Annotated in this window: 10 protein-coding genes; 4 read left to right on the top strand and 6 right to left on the bottom strand. The window is 65.3% G+C overall.

Annotation, left to right across the window (positions count from 1 at the left end; translation table 11 throughout):
- Positions 1-36 precede the first annotated feature (36 nt).
- The 4 genes from HMPREF2990_RS09555 (at position 37) to HMPREF2990_RS09570 (ending at position 6,071) form a co-directional block, all read left to right on the top strand.
- Positions 37-1,512, top strand: coding sequence for a hypothetical protein (locus HMPREF2990_RS09555; RefSeq protein WP_070764407.1), 1,476 nt, complete (start codon positions 37-39; stop codon positions 1,510-1,512).
- Positions 1,513-1,526: 14 nt separating this feature from the next.
- Positions 1,527-2,498, top strand: coding sequence for a glutamate ABC transporter substrate-binding protein (locus tag HMPREF2990_RS13255; RefSeq protein WP_246817516.1), 972 nt, complete (start codon positions 1,527-1,529; stop codon positions 2,496-2,498).
- The gene (locus HMPREF2990_RS09565) at positions 2,495-4,888 is read left to right on the top strand and encodes a serine/threonine protein kinase (protein WP_070764411.1); all 2,394 of its coding nucleotides are present in this window, start codon (positions 2,495-2,497) and stop codon (positions 4,886-4,888) included. Before HMPREF2990_RS13255 ends, HMPREF2990_RS09565 begins: the two co-directional genes overlap by 4 nt.
- 424 nt (positions 4,889-5,312) lie before the next feature.
- The gene (locus HMPREF2990_RS09570; RefSeq protein ID WP_168167139.1) at positions 5,313-6,071 is read left to right on the top strand and encodes an endonuclease domain-containing protein; all 759 of its coding nucleotides are present in this window, start codon (positions 5,313-5,315) and stop codon (positions 6,069-6,071) included.
- Here the strand turns inward: HMPREF2990_RS09570 and HMPREF2990_RS09575 are convergent.
- The 6 genes from HMPREF2990_RS09575 to HMPREF2990_RS13015 all read right to left on the bottom strand — a co-directional run.
- Positions 6,068-6,394, bottom strand: a complete 327-nt coding sequence (locus HMPREF2990_RS09575) for a type II toxin-antitoxin system HicB family antitoxin (RefSeq protein WP_070764415.1) — start codon at positions 6,392-6,394, stop codon at positions 6,068-6,070. The two genes, HMPREF2990_RS09570 and HMPREF2990_RS09575, sit on opposite strands and share 4 nt — an antisense overlap.
- A 332-nt stretch (positions 6,395-6,726) precedes the next feature.
- Complete coding sequence (locus HMPREF2990_RS09580) at positions 6,727-9,138, bottom strand: zinc metalloprotease (protein WP_070764417.1); 2,412 nt, start codon at positions 9,136-9,138, stop codon at positions 6,727-6,729.
- A 176-nt stretch (positions 9,139-9,314) separates the two neighbouring features.
- Entirely contained in the window at positions 9,315-12,416 is a 3,102-nt protein-coding gene (locus HMPREF2990_RS09585; protein WP_070764419.1) for a Rib/alpha-like domain-containing protein, read from the bottom strand.
- A gap of 193 nt (positions 12,417-12,609) precedes the next feature.
- A complete protein-coding gene (locus HMPREF2990_RS09590; RefSeq protein ID WP_070764420.1) occupies positions 12,610-13,815 on the bottom strand; it encodes an acetate kinase in 1,206 nt (401 codons plus the stop codon).
- Positions 13,816-15,171 carry a phosphate acetyltransferase gene (gene pta, locus HMPREF2990_RS09595; protein ID WP_070764421.1) on the bottom strand — a complete coding sequence of 452 codons (1,356 nt, stop codon included), beginning with the start codon at positions 15,169-15,171 and terminating at the stop codon, positions 13,816-13,818. It abuts the gene before it with no gap.
- A 239-nt stretch (positions 15,172-15,410) separates the two neighbouring features.
- A partial coding sequence (locus HMPREF2990_RS13015) for a hypothetical protein (protein WP_210399977.1) occupies positions 15,411-16,672 on the bottom strand: 1,262 nt, incomplete at its 5' end.

Here is a 16,672-nt window from a genome sequence, read left to right on the forward strand (position 1 = left end):
GCCACCCACTGTAGCGAGACACGTTATTCTTGGAGAATGTCCCAGAACGTGCAGCGAGGCCCCGCGCCGACGCCCGACGACGCGTGGTTGGACGAGTTAGAGCGCACCCCAACCCGCCGCACGTTCCGCATGGTCATCCGCGACTACGTCACCGGGCCCGCGCGCTTGGCCCGGCGCGGCGCAAGTTTCGTGGCCACCACCCCGGGCAAGCTCGTCGCCGTGATGCTAGTGCTCACGCTCGCGCTGCTCGCCGCCGGTATGGCGATGAGTTCCTCGATGGCGAAGCGGCAGGACTCGCTGGACACGCTGGTCACCGCGACCGAGCCGATGAGTAACTCCGCGCACCTGCTGTTTACCTCCCTGTCGCAGGCCGACACCGTGGCGACCACCGGTTTCGTGCAGCCCGGCATGCTGACCAAGGAGGAGCGGGCGCTCTACCTGGCTTCGCTGGACCGGGCCGTGACCGCGTCCAACGACGTCTACCGCGGCGCCGTCGAAGCCGATGACGCGCAGGACAGCGAGGAGATCATCGACCTGGTCTCCTCCATCCAGCGCCACATCCCCGTCTATTCGGCGCTGATGGAGCGGGCCCTGGTCAACCAGCGCATGGGCAACCCCGTCGGTGTGGCGTACATGTCGGAGGCCTCGGGCATCATGAGGGAGCAGATGCTTGACGACGCCGACCGCCTCTACACCCTGACCCAACGCCAAGTCGCCCGCGAGATGGCCCGCCTGTCCGCGCCCCAATTCGTGCCGCTGTCCGGGCTGTTCGCCGCCCTGATCTTCCTCATCGCCGCCCAGTGGTGGCTCTGGCGCACCTTCCGCCGCCGCCTGAACAAGGGCTTCCTCGTTGCAACCGCGTCCATGCTGGTCGCGGTGCTGTGGGTGAGCGTGTCCAACCTGCAGCTGTGGCAGTCCGGCTTCGTCGGCTTCGCGCGCGCCGCCGAGCCCTGGGAGCAGCTTACCGACGCCCGCATCGACGCCCAGGAGGCCCGCACCGACGAAACCTTCGCCCTGCTGCGCCGCCAGTCGGTTGCCCAGTCCTCGCGCTCCTTCGACGCCACACACGAGAAGATCGTCGACGCCCTGCAGGCGACCAACGTGGTGCTCGCGGAGCACTCGGAGCGCCACGGCAGCGAGGCCTCTCGCGAGACCGAGCAGCTGATCACCTCCGCGCACGTCGCGCTCGCCGAGTGGCGGGACAACCACACCGCGCTGCTGTCCGCGATTGATAACGGTCAGTACCAGGAGGCCGTCGTGCTGCTGACCGGGCAGGAGCCAGGGGATGAGGGTGCCGATTCGGTTGCTGGCGAGGTCGGCGCGACCGCCTACCGGCAGCTGGACGCAAACCTGCAGGAGCTCATCGCCATCTCGCGCGTGTCCACCCGCGAGTACATCACGGCCTCGCTCGACGCGACCCGGCTGGTCTCGGGCGCGGTGGCGCTGCTGTCGCTGCTGGCGGTGCTGTGCATTTGGATTGGAATTCGTCACCGGATTGCGGAGTATCTGTGATGAAAAACGTAGCCATGGTTCTGGGAAGTGCACTGCTGCTCGCGGGCTGCGCAGGGTGCGCACCAAGTGCCCCACCCACGCCGCCGGAGGACCCGCCGTTGACCTACGAGGGCCTGCCGCTGCCGCCCGGCGCGATCGTGGATCCGGCCGGCGTCCCGCCCGCGGGCGAGTTCTCCAGCGCGGACTTCGACTGGCCCGGCTCACTCGCGCCCCTGGAGGAAGAGGACGGGATCGGCGGGGCGCTGCACAAGATCCGCGAGCGCGGCCGCCTGCTCGTGGGCATTGACCAGTCGCAGTACCTGCTGTCCTACCGCGACACCGCCGCGGGCGACCTGCGCGGCTTCGAGGTGGACCTCGCGCGCGAGATCGCCGAGGACATCCTCGGCGACCCGAACAAGGTGGACTTCCGCTTCGTGGAGTCTGCCTCCCGCTCCGAAATGCTGCAGTCGGGCGCGGTGGACGTGGTGATCCGTACCATGTCGATTACCAAGGAGCGCACCCAGCAGGTCGCCTTCTCCACCCCGTACATGATCTCGTACGTGCGCGTGCTCACCCCACGCGACCGCGGCATCCACACCATCGAGCAGCTGGCGGGCAAGCGCGTATGCATCGTCGACGGCACCAACCTGCTCAACCTCACGCGCACCGTCGCGCCCGAATCCGAGGTGCTGCGCACCCGCTCCTGGTCCGACTGCCTCATGGCCACCCAGCAGTACCAGGCCGATGCTGTGCTTGCCGACGACGCCATCCTCGCCGGCATGACCGCCCAAGACCCCCACGCCGAAATCCTGCCCGACTCGCTCGCCCGCCAGCTCTACGCCGTCGGTATCCCCAAAGGCCACGACGACCTAGTCCGCGCCGTCAACAGCACCATCGAGCGCATCCGCAGCGACGGCACGTGGACCCGCATGCACCAGCAGTGGCTCGGCGACTCGCTCGCCGAACCGACCCCGCCGCCCTTGATGTACCGCGAGGAGGAGCAGTGACCGAACCCACCAAGCGCGACGACACCACCGGTCCCGCCACCGAGGCCGTCCCGTACGACCCCTTCGCGGACGATGAGCCGGGCACCGAAGCCGTGCCCTTCGACCCGTTCGCGGACGAAGATTCAGACGGTACAGATTTCTCCGAGCTCGGCGAGATGGCGGGCCTGCTCAAAGACCTCGACGACCTGCGCCGCGGCTCCGTCAAGGAGGACACCTCCTCGCGCTCCCGCAGGCAGGCCCTGGACACCTTCCGCGAACTGCGCGGGACCCGGCGCGAAAACCGCATGGTGGCCGACGGCATGGTCGAGCTGCCCTGGGTAGAACCCACCCAACCCCGCACGGCGCTCAAAGACCCCCGCCCCGCCGAGGTGGAGAAGGGCATTCCGGCGCCCACGCTGCACCCGGGCGATATCGTCGCCGGCCAGTACGAGATCCTCGGCGTGATCGCCCACGGCGGACTCGGCTGGATCTACCTCGCGGAAGACCACAACGTCTCCGAACGCGTCGTCGTGCTCAAGGGCCTGCACTCGCAGGAGAACCCGGACGAGGCCGAAGCCGCCGCCGCGGAGCGCGAGTTCCTGGCGGACATTACGCACCCCGGCATCGTGAAGATTTTCAACTTCATCGACGATCCCCGTGTGCCCAGCGGGTTCATTGTGATGGAGTACGTGGGCGGGCCGTCGCTAAGAGCCCAGCGCAACGCCCAGCCCGACCACACGCTGCCGCCGGACGTGGCGATCGGCTACATCCTGGAGATCCTGCCCGCGCTTGGCTACCTGCACTCGCGCGGCGTGGTGTACAACGACCTCAAGCCCGACAACATCATTGTGACCGAGGACCAGGTCAAGCTCATCGACCTGGGCGCGGTCTCCGGTATCGGTGCCTTCGGCTACATCTACGGCACGCGCGGCTTCCAGGCGCCCGAGGTCGGTACGGAGGGCCCCACGATCCACTCGGACATCTACACCATCGGCCGCACCCTCGCCGCGCTGGTCATCGACCTGCCGCAGAAAGACGGCGTGTACCAGCACGGCATCCCCACGCCCACCCAGGAACCGCTGTTCCGCCGCTACATCTCGCTCTACCGCGTCATCGCCCGCTGCTGCGACCCCGTCGCCGCGCACCGCTACAGCTCGGTGCAGGACCTGCAGGCGCAGCTGCTCGGCGTGCTGCGCGAGGTGCTCGCGATTCGCGACGGCCGCACCTTCCCCGCCCAGCAGTCCCAATTCTCCCCGCAGCGCACGACCTTCGGCACGAAACACCTGGTCTTCCGCACCGATCAGCTTATCGACGGCATCACGCGCACCGTCGAAATCACCCCGCAGGAAGTCGTCTCAGCACTGCCCACCCCGCTGATCAACCGCGACGACGTCGGCGCCGGCATGCTCCAAGGCTCCTCCTACTCCGAACCGCAGGAAACGCTGGAGACGCTGCGCCAAGCCATGCAGTCCGACCAATACCAACAGTCGCTAGAAATCCCCTTCGGCGTGGTGCGCTCCATGCTCGACCTCGGGCTCACCGAGCAAGCGCAAACCTGGCTCGCCAGCATGCACCAACGCCTCGACGGCAACTGGCGCTTCTACTGGTACTTCGGCGTGGTCAACACCCTGCTCGGCGACTTCCACGAAGCCCAACGCGACTTCGCCCGCGTCCTAAGCTTCCTTCCCGGCGAGTCCGCCCCCAAGCTCGCCATCGCCGCCGTCGACGAGCTTCTGCTCCAGCAAGCCGGCCTCCACGAGGAGCAACTGCTTAACGACGCCCTCGCACGCGCCTCCGCCGGACTCCGCACCAAACTCGACGACGTGGACAACGCCGTCTTCGAAGACCTCCACGACCGCGGCCTCATGTCCGAGAACTGGGACCTGGTCACCGATGACCCCGCCATGCTGCGCTTCCACTCCATGCGCCTGTACTCCCTGGTCTGGGTCACCAACCCCACCACCGTCTCCTCCGCTTTCGGACTCGCCCGCCAACTCATGAACGAAGGCGAAGTCGAACTCGCCATCGCCGCCCTGGACAAAGTCCCCAACTCCTCACGCCACTACCGGATGGCCCAGCTCACCTCCATCCTCTGCCTCGTCTCCGGCGACCTCACCGAATCCCGCATCCGACGCGCCGCCCGCCGCCTCGACCAGATCCCCAACACAGAACCCCGCTTCCTCCAGATCAAGGTGTTCGTCCTGCGCGCCGCCCTGACCTACCTGCGCGCCAACGGCATGCAGCGCGCCGACTCCACCATGCCGCTCTTCGAATACACCTTCAGCCTCCGCGGACTCCGCCGCGGCCTGGCCATCACGCTGCGGGAACAGGCGCGCGTCGCGCCGTACGCGCAGCACCGTTTCGCGCTCGTGGACATGGCGAACAAGGTGCGGCCCGCGACGTGGTTCTGACGGGGGTTGGTGGGGTTCCGGGTGGCCTGCCGTTTTCCCCGTTGACCCGCAAATGACGAACACCCCTTGACGAACAAGTCGATTTTTTGGCGTGGACTTGTTCGTCAACCCGTGTTCGTCACGTAGCGAGGAGGCCCCGTCCCGCCTAGCCTCACACCCCCAAGGGCGATAGACTGACCGCAAGCCGCGATCGGGGGATCGCGCACAAGCATCGGGGGATCACATGGACAGGAATGCACTCATCGCGCACCTTATTCGGCCAGGTAACGCCGACGAGGTTCCGTGCCGGAAGTTATCAGCGACCAAATTTGTCGCCACTTCCACCTGGGAACAGTTGAAACCCTACGAGCAGGAGTTCCTGCGCGCATATGCGGTGGGAGCAGCATCGCGATCAGCGGTGCTCATAGGCCGGTCTGCTGCTCATATGCACGGCATTTGGACGCTGCCGATGAGGAACGCCACGGTGACGGTGTCGTACCAGCGGCAGGCAGCACCCGGTAAGGACCGCTGGCCGAATGGCGTCGAGTTCCGTCGGATGAACGTCCCTGCCACCGACTACTACACCTTCACCTCGAGCGTCGGCGACACCATCCACACGACGACACCGGCGCGCACGGCGGTCGACATCGCCCGTCTCTACGGGGTCCGCCACGGCGTCGTGGCGATGGATTCCCTGTTCTACCAGGCGCAGCCATACGAGCACGAGCGCATCCGCGCCGAGCTGACAGACGCAGTGACCAGGCTCGCGGGCAAACGCGGCATCGCCCACGCCCGCAAGGCGCTCGCCTGGTGTTCGACGAAGTCCGAGTCGCCGTACGAGTCCCTGCTGCGCGTCGTGCTCCGCGAGCGTGGCATCGAGGCGGCGGAGCAGATGTGGATCGGCCCGTACGCGCGGCCAGATCTCATGTGGGGCCAGCTGGTCATCGAGGTTGACGGCGACGCGAAGTTCGCCGACGACGGGCAGGCGGCGGCACTCGAGCAGCTGGAGCGCGAGAACTGGATTCGGCTGCAGGGCTACGCGGTCGTGCGCATCACGCCGCGCGAGTTATTGCGCGAGGAGGAGCGCGTCGTGCGCCGCATCTGCGAGCTACAGGAGCATGCTTCGCTTCTCGACGCCCCGCTCACCTCCGCCACCCACGCCCGCCCAGATTTCGGCGAGGACTGGCGCCGCCGAGCGGGTTAAAGTGCCGCGAGCTTTTGATTGATCAGCGCGTTGAGCGAGATCCCCTCCGATTTCGCGGCGATGACCAATCGACGGTGCAGCGACGGCGAAGTACGTACGTTGAATTTTCCCGAGTACTCCCGGACCCCAAGGGGCTCCGGAATCGGTTCACCGGCGGACTGCATATCCGCAACCACCTCCGCGACCAGGTCAAAGAGTCCCGCTTCGGCCTTGCTGCGGTCAGGATCCAGCCAAGAGAGCGAGGGGAACTCCGCTACGGTCGCCACATATTCCTGATCAGTCTCTGACCAGCTCACCTGGAATGTGTATTTGTCGATTTCCATGTCAGCTACTCCTCGCTTCCTTCTTGAGTCGATGCTTCTCGGTGTAAACGGTCGATTGCCTGTAGGACCTGGCTCACCTGGTATGGCTTTGCTTGCCCTTTGGCGTTTTGAATGTTGACCCGTGGATCGCCAGGCCATGGTGTTTTATACGTCTTGTGTGAGGTTTTCTTCGATTGCCGACTTTCAAAGTAGTGGTCGCACACCTTCTCCAAGTCGGAGTAACGAATGTTTTTCGTTGATCTCCTCATTCTTGCAACGATGTCTTCAATTCCGGACCCCACACAGGCATAGTACCGTATATGGTACTACACCGCGCGGCGCCGCAAGGCGGGCTAGAACAGGCCAGCCTGCGCGGCGACGCCGACGCCAATGCCCAGGACGGTGAGCAGGCCCAGGATCACGCCGATGGCGATACCGGCGGTGCTCGACCCTTGCGCTGCAGCCGGGGCGGAATCCGGCGCCGTCTTCGCGGTCGTCGTCGGGGTCGGCGTTGCGGTGGGCTCGGTCGGCTCGGTGGGCTTGGTAGGGGCCGCCGGCCCGAGGTCGGTCACGCCCGGCTTGCGGGTGGGCGTGGTCAACGTGGCGTTCGGGCGGGTGGTGATCGGCGAGGTCACGGACGCGCCGCGCAGTCCCGGGTCGGGCGTGCCGAAGGCGCTCTTCGCTTCGGCGAGGAGGGGGGAATTGGTGCGCGTGAGCTCGTCGATAAGCTTTTGCATATCGGCCTTGGTGTAGGTGAGCACCGAGAATTCCTGCGTCTCGTCGGCGACGAGGCGGCCGGACTCGTTGTAGACGCGGAACTGGATCGGCATGGTTGCCTTGTCGTAGCCCGTGGTGTTGGCGATCGGGACGCTCAGCGCTTTCTTGGAGGAGTTCGATAGCGCGGAGGCGACCTCGACAGTCTCGGACCACTTGCCGCCCGGGTAGCTGGCTTCGACCGTGTAGTTGTGCGGGCGATGGCCCAGGTTCGTCACCTCGACTGCAACGGTGGAGTCCGAGCGGTTCGCCACGATCACGTTCGGGTTGTACGGGTTCTTCCGCACGCGGAACCCGGCCTTGCCGTCGTTGTACTGGGCGGCGTTCTTCTCCAGGTCGCGGACGGTGACGTCGCTCTGGTGGGTGGTTTCCACGTCCTCGTAGTCAGGCCGCGAGCCCTCCTGGCCGTCCTGGCCGGAGCCGTTGTTGCCGTCCGGGGTGCTGGTGCCGGCCATGCCTTGGGCCGAGCCGACACGGCCGTTGACCATCTCTACGTGGTCCCAGTCGGGCGCAATGTCGTAGTCGCCGGTGTAGCAACGCACGCTGCCGTCAGTGCAAGCACGCGGCAGTGGCGTGTTCGCGTCCGGCCGCGACTGTGTATCCGAGTAGTCGAAGTGCGCGAACTGGTAGAGGTAGTTCATCACGGAGCGGTAGTTCGGCACGTAGTCCGAGTCCGGGCGCTGCAGGTGGTACCCGCCCGAGTGCGTCAGGCCCAGGTTGTGGCCGTACTCGTGCAGAATCGTGTTGCGCAGCTGTTCCTGCGAAGTCATGAAGTCGTTCTTCGCCACGTAGAACGCGCCGTCGCGCACCAGCCCGGTGCCCGAGGAGTAGTTGCTCGGCGACTGCTGCCCGCCGATGATGCCGACGCGGAAGACGTCGGCGCGAGGGCCCAGCAGGCGGTCGCGCTCCTGCATCAGCTTGACGCCGGGGAACTGGCTCGGCTTCGAGCCGCCGCCGAAGTAGTACTTCTCGTAGTCCTCGGTGGGCCCACCGTGGTGGTTGGTGTAGCCGGGGATGTTGGTGTAGTACTCGCCGGCGTCGATATGCAGGCGGATGCCCCGGCGATCAAACACCTTGACCAGTTGGTTCAGGCTCTCGCGGGAAGGGCGGTACGTATTCGTGTTTGCGCGCGAGCAGGCGGTGAACGCGGCGAAGTCGGCCGGGGTCGGCGCGTAGTGCGTCCGGGCCGCGCAACCAAGGGTCTCCCACTCCGACTTCATCCAGTTGAGCTGCAAGAACAGGTCCGGCTTCTGTGGGTCCGCGCCCCAGGCGTTCAGGGGGAACTCGGTGCCGTCGGAAGTGGTGAAGCCCTCGAGCTCCCAGCGGTCCGGGAACCCGTCGCCGTCGGAGTCGGCGAGTCCTTCCGCCATCTCAACGCTGAGTTTCATCTGCACGTGGAAGGTGTCGCCCGGCGCGGTGGTGCTGGCGTACTCGCCGACCTGGAAGCGGGCGTTCTTCTCCTCCGCGTCCTTCCACTCGCCGTGGGCTGCGTCGTCCAGTGCGGCGTCGCGGTCCTGGCCCGCGCCGATGCTCACGGCAGACGGGAATTCAGTCTTGAGTTTGTAGTCCTCGCCTACCCGCACATCCAGCGCATCGCCTTCGCGGGTGGCGCGCACCTGGTTGCTCGTACCGAGCGTGCCGTGCGCGAGCGTAAGCGACAGCTCGCGGTCCTCTTCGCTTAGGTTGCGCAGCTGCACATCGACGTCCACCGTGTCGCCCGTGATGCGGAAGGTGCGCACCATTTCCACCTGCGCGTAGTCGTCGACGTGGGTCAGGGTGACGGTATCGACCCCTCCCTCAGAAGACTCAGCGACCTCAGTTTCGTCGGCGGCATACGTCACCGGCACGCCGTCAGCGGCAGCATCCATGTACAGCGGGTTCTGCAGCAGGCTCACTGCCGTGTTGGAGTGGTTGAAGTACAGCCAGGACACTCGGCCCTTGCTCACGTCCACGGTATGGAGACCGGACTCTGCTTCGGTAGTGACCTCCACGGAGAAACTCCGTGGCGTAATCGCTGCGTCTGCTACGCCCGTCCCTGGGCCGCTAACGCAGGCTGCGCCGAGGGCGGTTGCGACAAGAACAGCCGGCAGTGTGCGTAGACGCATGCTCATCCCCTTTCGGCGTTCGGTACGGAAATATCGGTTGGTAGACAACGTTTACGACAAGGTTAACTCAGCGGAACTACCAGGAACGTGCGGAAGAACTCCCGGTTCTGGTACAACCCGAAGCCGAGGCCGCCTGCCGTGGCAATGATGCCAAGGGCAAGCGCAACCAGGCGTGCGGCGAACGCAGCGTCTGACGACGACCCGTTGGTAGCCGGTGGCTGCGCGGGCGTCGGCAAGCTGCCGTCATCGGAACCCTCGACGCCAGCGGGCGGCAGCACCGTGACCGTTGCGTTCGTGACTGCTTCGGTGTTGTCTGCGAACGTGACGCGTACCTTCACGTTGCGCTCGCACGGCTCGGCGCCGTCGATAGCCTCAACTGTCAACTGCCCGGTCGCTTCGTCGATCTGCGTGCGCAGACCAGGTACGGGCTCGACCAGGGAGAACGCCGTGGCGGCGAACTCGGGCGAGATTGTGGCCGTCTGGCCCGGCCGGACGTGGGCTGTGCCGAAGTCGCTCGGCACCGCGCCAGACATTGCAGCGACCACCGTTGCCGGCGTGGACAGCAGGCGCCAAGACCCGTCGCTGAACGTCGCCTTGACCAGGACGTTGGTAGCGTCGCCAGGATCTGCACCCGTGGGAGCGGAGACGGTCAGCTCGCCGGTGGTCTCGTCGACAGTGGCGGGCCAGGGCACGCCTGCGTGCGTAGAGGCGAGGGCAAACGTGGTGCCCTCCGGCACGCCGTTGGCCTTCGCAGAGACCGCGACCTCGCCTGTGGGCACCACGAAGGGCTCCCAGGTGATGTCTGCGCGGCGGGCTTCAGAGTCGGTGGAAAGCACCGCATCCAGCGACGTCTCCGACCCGTCCGGGAACTCGGCACGCACGCCAACGGTAAAGGACGCGCCTGGGGCTGCTTCCTCGGGAAGGCGGGCCGTAATTTCGCCGGTGTGCTGGTCCACGTCCACCGGCATCGGGTTCGCCCCGGAGGCGGCGAACTCCATGCCCTCCGGCACGCTACCGCTCGGCTTTATGGAGACGTTGCCTTGCTCGTCGGCGTAAGCATCCTCGTAACGCAGATCGGATTCCTGCGCCATCGAGGCCTGCTCGCGCACGCCGATGCTCAGCGGCACTTCGGCCTCCGAGCCGTCGGCGTAGGTGGCAAGCACCGTGATATTCAGCGGTGCTGCGTCCTGCGGCGCGGTCGCTTGCACGTCGCCGGTGCTGCGATCGACGCGCACGTCCCAGCCACGCAGCGTTGCGTCCGGGTCCAAGCTGAACTCCGTGCCTTCCGGCAGGTCAGCGACGGTTTGGCGGACGGTGACGGTTTCGCCAACACTGGCGAGCTTCTCCGCGTATGCCGGGGTGTACTGCTCCGCGTTACGGGCCTTGAGCACCTCGAAGTGGGCGACGGTGCGCTCACTCGAGCCATCCGGGTAGATCACGTTGACCTGCACGTGCTTCGGCTCTCCCACCGGCGCATCCAGCGGCGGAGTGTAGGTGACCGCGCCGTACTCATCGACGCTCACGTCTTCGCCCTCGACCTCAAAGCGCGTGCCCGCGGGCAACGGCTGGTTGTCAAAAGCAGCGTTGTTCACGGTGAAGGAGGCACGCGGCGGCATCGACGTTGCCTTGCCACCCGCGCGTGCGTAAGCCACCGTGTAGGTCGGGGTGTAGCGCTGCTCGTCGTTGGCGGCCTCAACCACGCGGATACGGATCACGTCGTCTTCGCCGTTCGACGTGGCAACCGGCACTTCGTACACACCAGGCTTCGTACCTACAGGCGGCTGGGCGTAGACCTGGCCGCCGCGGAAGACGGTGACCCACTCGGGCGCGCCCTTGGTGGCGTAAACAACGACCCCGGATTCCGCGCGCACAGGCTCGAAGGCGTCCTCGGCGCCAGCGGCGATCTCGAGCTCATCCCAGGCGAACTGGTCCAGCTCGATCGGGTCATCGGGGTCGATGGGTTCCACCGGCGACTTCGCCGGGGTCGACGGTGCTGGCTGGGTCGACGGTGCCGGCGGGGTCGTCGGTGCAGTCGAGCTGGCGGGCGTCGTGGTCGACGGTGCCGGCGTTTCCGTGCTGGAGGCGGGAGGCTCCGACGGCGCAGGAGGCTCCGTCGGCTCGCTAGACTCAGCCGGTTCGCCCTCGACCACGAGGTCGAAGTTGTCGACGAGGCGCTCGCCGTCTTCTGTAATCACATCGACGGTCACGTGCGAGGTGCCAGCGGCCGCCGGGGTCCCGGCGATTACGCCCCCCTCGCCGTCGAAGTCCAAGCCCTCGGGCAGGCCGCTGACTTCCACAGAAGCCGCGCTTTCCGACGCCACCGGGATGCGCACCTCTTCGCCGGCGACAAGCGGCGTGGACGGCACGTCGACAAGCTGTGCCTCCTGCGGCTCCAACTCGGCCGGGTCGCGGAAGGTGATGGCGAACGAGGTCTCGAGCGGACCTGCACCATTGGAGACGGGATTGCCCTGCCGGTCGACCACGCGCAGCGTCACCGGGTACTCGCCGGTCCCCTGCGGGCGCCCATTGACGTAGTAGTAGACGCTGCGCTTCAGGCCCGGGGCCTGGACGGTGGTCCACAGCCCGTCGGGCAGGCCGTCGATCTCAAGCTTCGCGCCGAAGGGCACGTGCACGGCGCGCAGGTATAGCGGAAGGATAAGGCGGCCCGACCAGTAGGTTTTGTCGCCCGGGGCGATGAGGTAAGGCTCGTTGGCGAGCTCCACGTGTGCGGAAAACTCGCCGACCGACCCGTCGGCAAAGCTCACGGTCACCGGTACGTCGAACTCGTCAACCATCTCCGCGGTGAAGGGCGACGGCGGGGCGACGTCAAGGCTGCCGTCTTCCTGGAGCGTGACTTCCCAGCCTTCCGGGACGGTGAAGTCCTCGGCCAGCGCCCACTCCTGCGGCGTGCCGACGCTGCCAATAAGGCCGGACTTACGCACGGAGGGTGCCGCGGATGCGTTGTCGCCGAAGCGAGGCTGCAGGGTGTCCCAGCTAATGCTGGTGCGTTCTGCGTCCGTGCGCGCCGGGGCGGCTTCTGCAGCGGGAAGTGCGTGCGGGGCGGCGAGAGGTTGCACCCCCGTCACAATCAGTGTCGCTCCCATTGCGAACGCGGCGAGCGTGATCCCGCGACGCGCGGTGGTCCGCTTTCCAGTGCTGCCCATTCGTGGCCCTCCTTTGTCCACCGCGCACGAGGTTTTGCCGCGCGCGGGTTAGGTATGGGCACACCTCAAGCGTTTATGCATCTACAAGGATTTGCCCATGTGCTACTTATTTTACCGACAGGTAATCAAAACGCAATGTTGACTCGGGCATGTGCGTAGCAGATCACACCCGAGCCAACATGAGACGAGGCCACTACTCCATCTGTTGCGCGATCCTGCTGGCCTTTTGCGCGATTGCCAGCTCCTCGTTCGTCGGCACGACGAGGACCTTCACCTTGGAATCATCGGTGGAAATAATTCGCGGGCCGTCGTTCGGCTGCGCGTTTCGCTCCGGGTCAACCTTAACGCCGTACATCTCCATGTTGTCCAGCGCATCAAGGCGGACCTGCTGGTCGTTTTCGCCTACGCCCGCGGTGAACGTGATGGCATCCACGCGCCCGAGCGCAATCATGTACGCACCGATGAAGCGGCGCAGCTGGTTGATGTAGACGTTGTACGCCAGCCAAGCGTCCCCGTCTTCCTCTTCGATCATCGCGCGCAGCTCACGGAAGTCGTTCACACCAGATAGGCCCTTCACACCGGACTGGCGGTTGAGCAGGTTGTCGATCTCGTCGATAGTCATCCCGCCCTGCCGCACCAGGTGGAAGATGATGCCGGGGTCGATGTCACCGGAGCGCGTACCCATCACCAGACCGGCGAGCGGGGTCAAGCCCATCGACGTATCGATGGCGTGGCCGTTCTCCACGGCGGAGCAGGACGCGCCGTTGCCCAGGTGCAGCACGATCTGGCGGGTGTGCAGCGGATCGCGATCGATGAGCGCCGGCACCTGAGAGGAGACGAACTCATGCGAGGTGCCGTGGAAGCCGTAGCGGCGGATCTGGTTCTTCTCTGCCACCTCAGCGTTAATGGCATACAACGCGGCGGCCGGCGGCAGGTGGCGGAAGAAGCCCGTATCAAACACGGCCACGTGCGGGATGTTCGGCAAAAGCTCGCGGGCGACCTCGATGCCGTCGATGTTGGCCGGGTTGTGCAGCGGCGCGAGCGGGATCAAATCGCGGATCATCTCCACGACCGGGTCCAGGATGAGCTCGGGCTCAGAGAAGACCATGCCGCCGTGCACCACGCGGTGCCCAACCGCGCTGATCTCGATCTGGGTGGGGCCAATCCCCTTGCTCTCCAGAATGCTGAAGCTCTCCTCCAGCCCAACCTTGTGGTCCGGGATGGAGCGCTGCACGACGTACTTCTGGCCGTTGTGCTTGATGGTAATGCGGCCTTGCTGCTCACCAATCTGCTCCACCAGCCCGGAGACGAAGGGGTCTTCTGAAGCGCTAGACGCCGGATCGACGATCTGGAACTTGATGGAGGATGAACCGGAGTTAATAACCAGTGCGTATGCCATTTACTTTGCTCCTGCCTGAATAGCGGTGATTGCGACGGTATTGACAATGTCCGGCACAGTCGCGCCACGAGACAGGTCATTGACTGGCTTGTTCAGACCCTGCAGCACCGGACCAACGGCGAGCGCACCACCGGTGCGCTGCGCGATCTTGTAGCCCGCGTTGCCGGCCTCCAGGTCAGGGAAGATAAACACGTTGGCCTGGCCTGCGACCGGGGAATCCGGTGCCTTCTTCTTCGCCACACCGGGATCACACGCCGCGTCGAACTGCAGCGGTCCGTCGACAGCCAGCCCCGGGTTCGCGGCCTTCGCGGCCTCCAGCGCTGCGACGGCACGATCCACGTCCGGGCCCGCACCGGAGGCACCGGTGGAGTAGGACAGCAGTGCGACCTTCGGGTCAATGCCGAACTGGGAGGCGGTCTCCGCCGAGACCACAGCGATCTCGCCGAGCTGCTCAGCGGTCGGGTTCGGGTTCACCGCACAGTCGCCGAAAGCCCAGAGGCGGCCGCGCATGACCATGAGGAAGATCGACGAGACCACGGACGCACCCGGAGCCGTCTTAATGATCTGGAACGACGGCTTAATCGTGTGCGCGGTGGTGTGCGCCGCACCGGAGACCATGCCGTCTGCCAGGCCCTTGTGCACCATCATGGTGGCGAAGTAGGAGATGTCCTGCATGGTCTCGCGCGCCTGCTCGAGCGTGATGCCCTTCTTCTTGCGCAGCTCCGCAAACTCGGCGGCGAACTCTTCCAGCAGCTCAGACTTCGTGTGGTCAATCACCTGCGCCTTGGACAGATCCAGCCCCTGCGCCTCCGCACGGCGAGCAATGTCATCGACGTCGCCCAGGATGGTCAGCTTGGCCACGTCCTTGGCCAGCAGCTGGTGCGCCGCCTGCAGGATACGGTCGTCCTCGCCCTCCGGCAGCACGATGTGCGCCTGGTTCTCCTTCGCACGCCCGATCAGCCAGGATTCAAAGACCTCGGCGCTCATGACGGGCTCGGCCTCGACCTCAACCTGCAGCGCTGCCGCATCAAGGGCCCCTTGCTTCACGACGCCCGCGAGCACCGCCCCTTTCTGCCCAAACACCTCCTCCTCGTGCCCGGTATTCTCCGGCGTGGGGGTCACCAGCACGACAGGCACGCCGTACGCGGCGGCGACCTCCGCATCGAAGGTGTAGTCGCCGCTGCCCAAGATGAGCGCGTCGCCTTGCGCGAGTAGCTCCTGGCCGTACGCCTCGGCCAGGGTCTGGCCCTCGACGCGGGCGGCGCGGACACCAAGTGCGTCTGCGAGTGCTGCAACGTCAACGTCATCGAGCGTGCACTTGGCTGCGGTGATAAGCAGTGAGCGGCTATTCGCCATGAGTCCACCTTTCGTGTCCAGGCGTATCTGCGGCCTGGTTCGAGTTGCCATAAACAGTGACCAGTGTACCGACGAATCGCGACGTGCAACGCCCCAATGTGCTCTGCTGGCCTGTGCCATTCAGCATAGATCACACCAATTGCTTGAAGAATATACGTCCGGCCCGGCACCCCCGTGGTAGGGAGTGCCGGGCCGGTGTGTGCCTAACTTAGCTCCTATGTGCTGCGTTCAAGCTTGACTTACTTCTCGTCCTTCTTGGAGGAGGTCCAGGTGTTACCGGAAGAACCCTTCAGGGAATCAACCTTGACCGAGCTCTTCGCGTCACCAGGTGCGCAGTTGTCGTAGATGATCGTGCCAGCCAGGATGCCAGCGGCGATCACTGCGAGACCAGCACCGACGGTAGCCAGGTCGAAGCCTGCCTTACGCAGCTGTGCGTTCATCTGGGACAGTGCCTGTGCAGTCTGCGGGTTGAACATGCCCAGGTTCTGCTGGATCTGAGCGTTTGCACGCTCGATGTCCATGGCCACGTTCTCGACGAAGTCCGTCAAGCCCGGGATGGTCAGCTGGGTAGCCAGGCCGATCGGGATCAGTGCCAGCAGCGGGAGACCGAAGCCAACCGCGGAAGCGATGCACTTGCCCGTATCAGCCGGACCCTGCGGGTTCGGTGCAGGCTTGCCGTCCTGCGGCTTGCTGTTCTTATCGAACGGGTTGGAGCCCTTCTCGGACTCTTCCTTGTTCGACACACCATCACCGTCAGCGTCGCCTTCCGGATCCAGGATGGACTTGCCATCCTGGCCGACAACCTGGAACTTCGCATCCGCGGTGTCCTTGGAACCGTCCGCGTACTCGAAGTCGACGTCAACACTCGGCTCAGCAACCGGGGTCAGGGCCTCTACGACCTTGCTCCAGTCCTTCTCACCCAGCTCAGCGAACTGCTTTGCCAGCTCCTCGTTGCTCGGAGCCTGCGCAGTGACAGCACCATTCTTATCACCCGTGAACTTCCAGCCGGTAGCGTCGGTCGGCTCGTTGACTGTAACGGTGGTGCCCTCCGGAGCGCCCTGCTCACCGAACGGGTTGTTCGTAGTAGCAGACTCACCAGGCTTCACAGACGTTGCAGAATCGCCGTAGGAAGGATCCACCGTGTTCGCGGTGGTCGTCTTGCTGTTGTCGTCCTGACCAGCCTTGTGACCCTCAACCGGAACTTCAACCGTAACCGGCTTATCGAAATCCGGATCATCAACGGTCACCGTAATCGGACCATCAACGTCCGTCGGCGGGGTAACAACCAGCTCATCATCAACGATGCGAGCGTCAACCTTATTACCGTCCTCATCAACGGCAGACACCTTCGTATCGTCACCTGGGTTGGTGACCTTCACACCAGTGGACTGCTCTTCACCGTTCGGCTTGACCTCGTTAGCGTTGTCAGCGCCCTCGACGGTGGTCTTGGAGTCGGACTCGCCTGCAGGCTTGCCATTACCGTTATCGTCCTGACCAGCCT

It is taken from the genome of Corynebacterium sp. HMSC071B10, assembly GCF_001814825.1.
In the GTDB taxonomy this organism is placed as follows: Bacteria; Actinomycetota; Actinomycetes; order Mycobacteriales; family Mycobacteriaceae; genus Corynebacterium.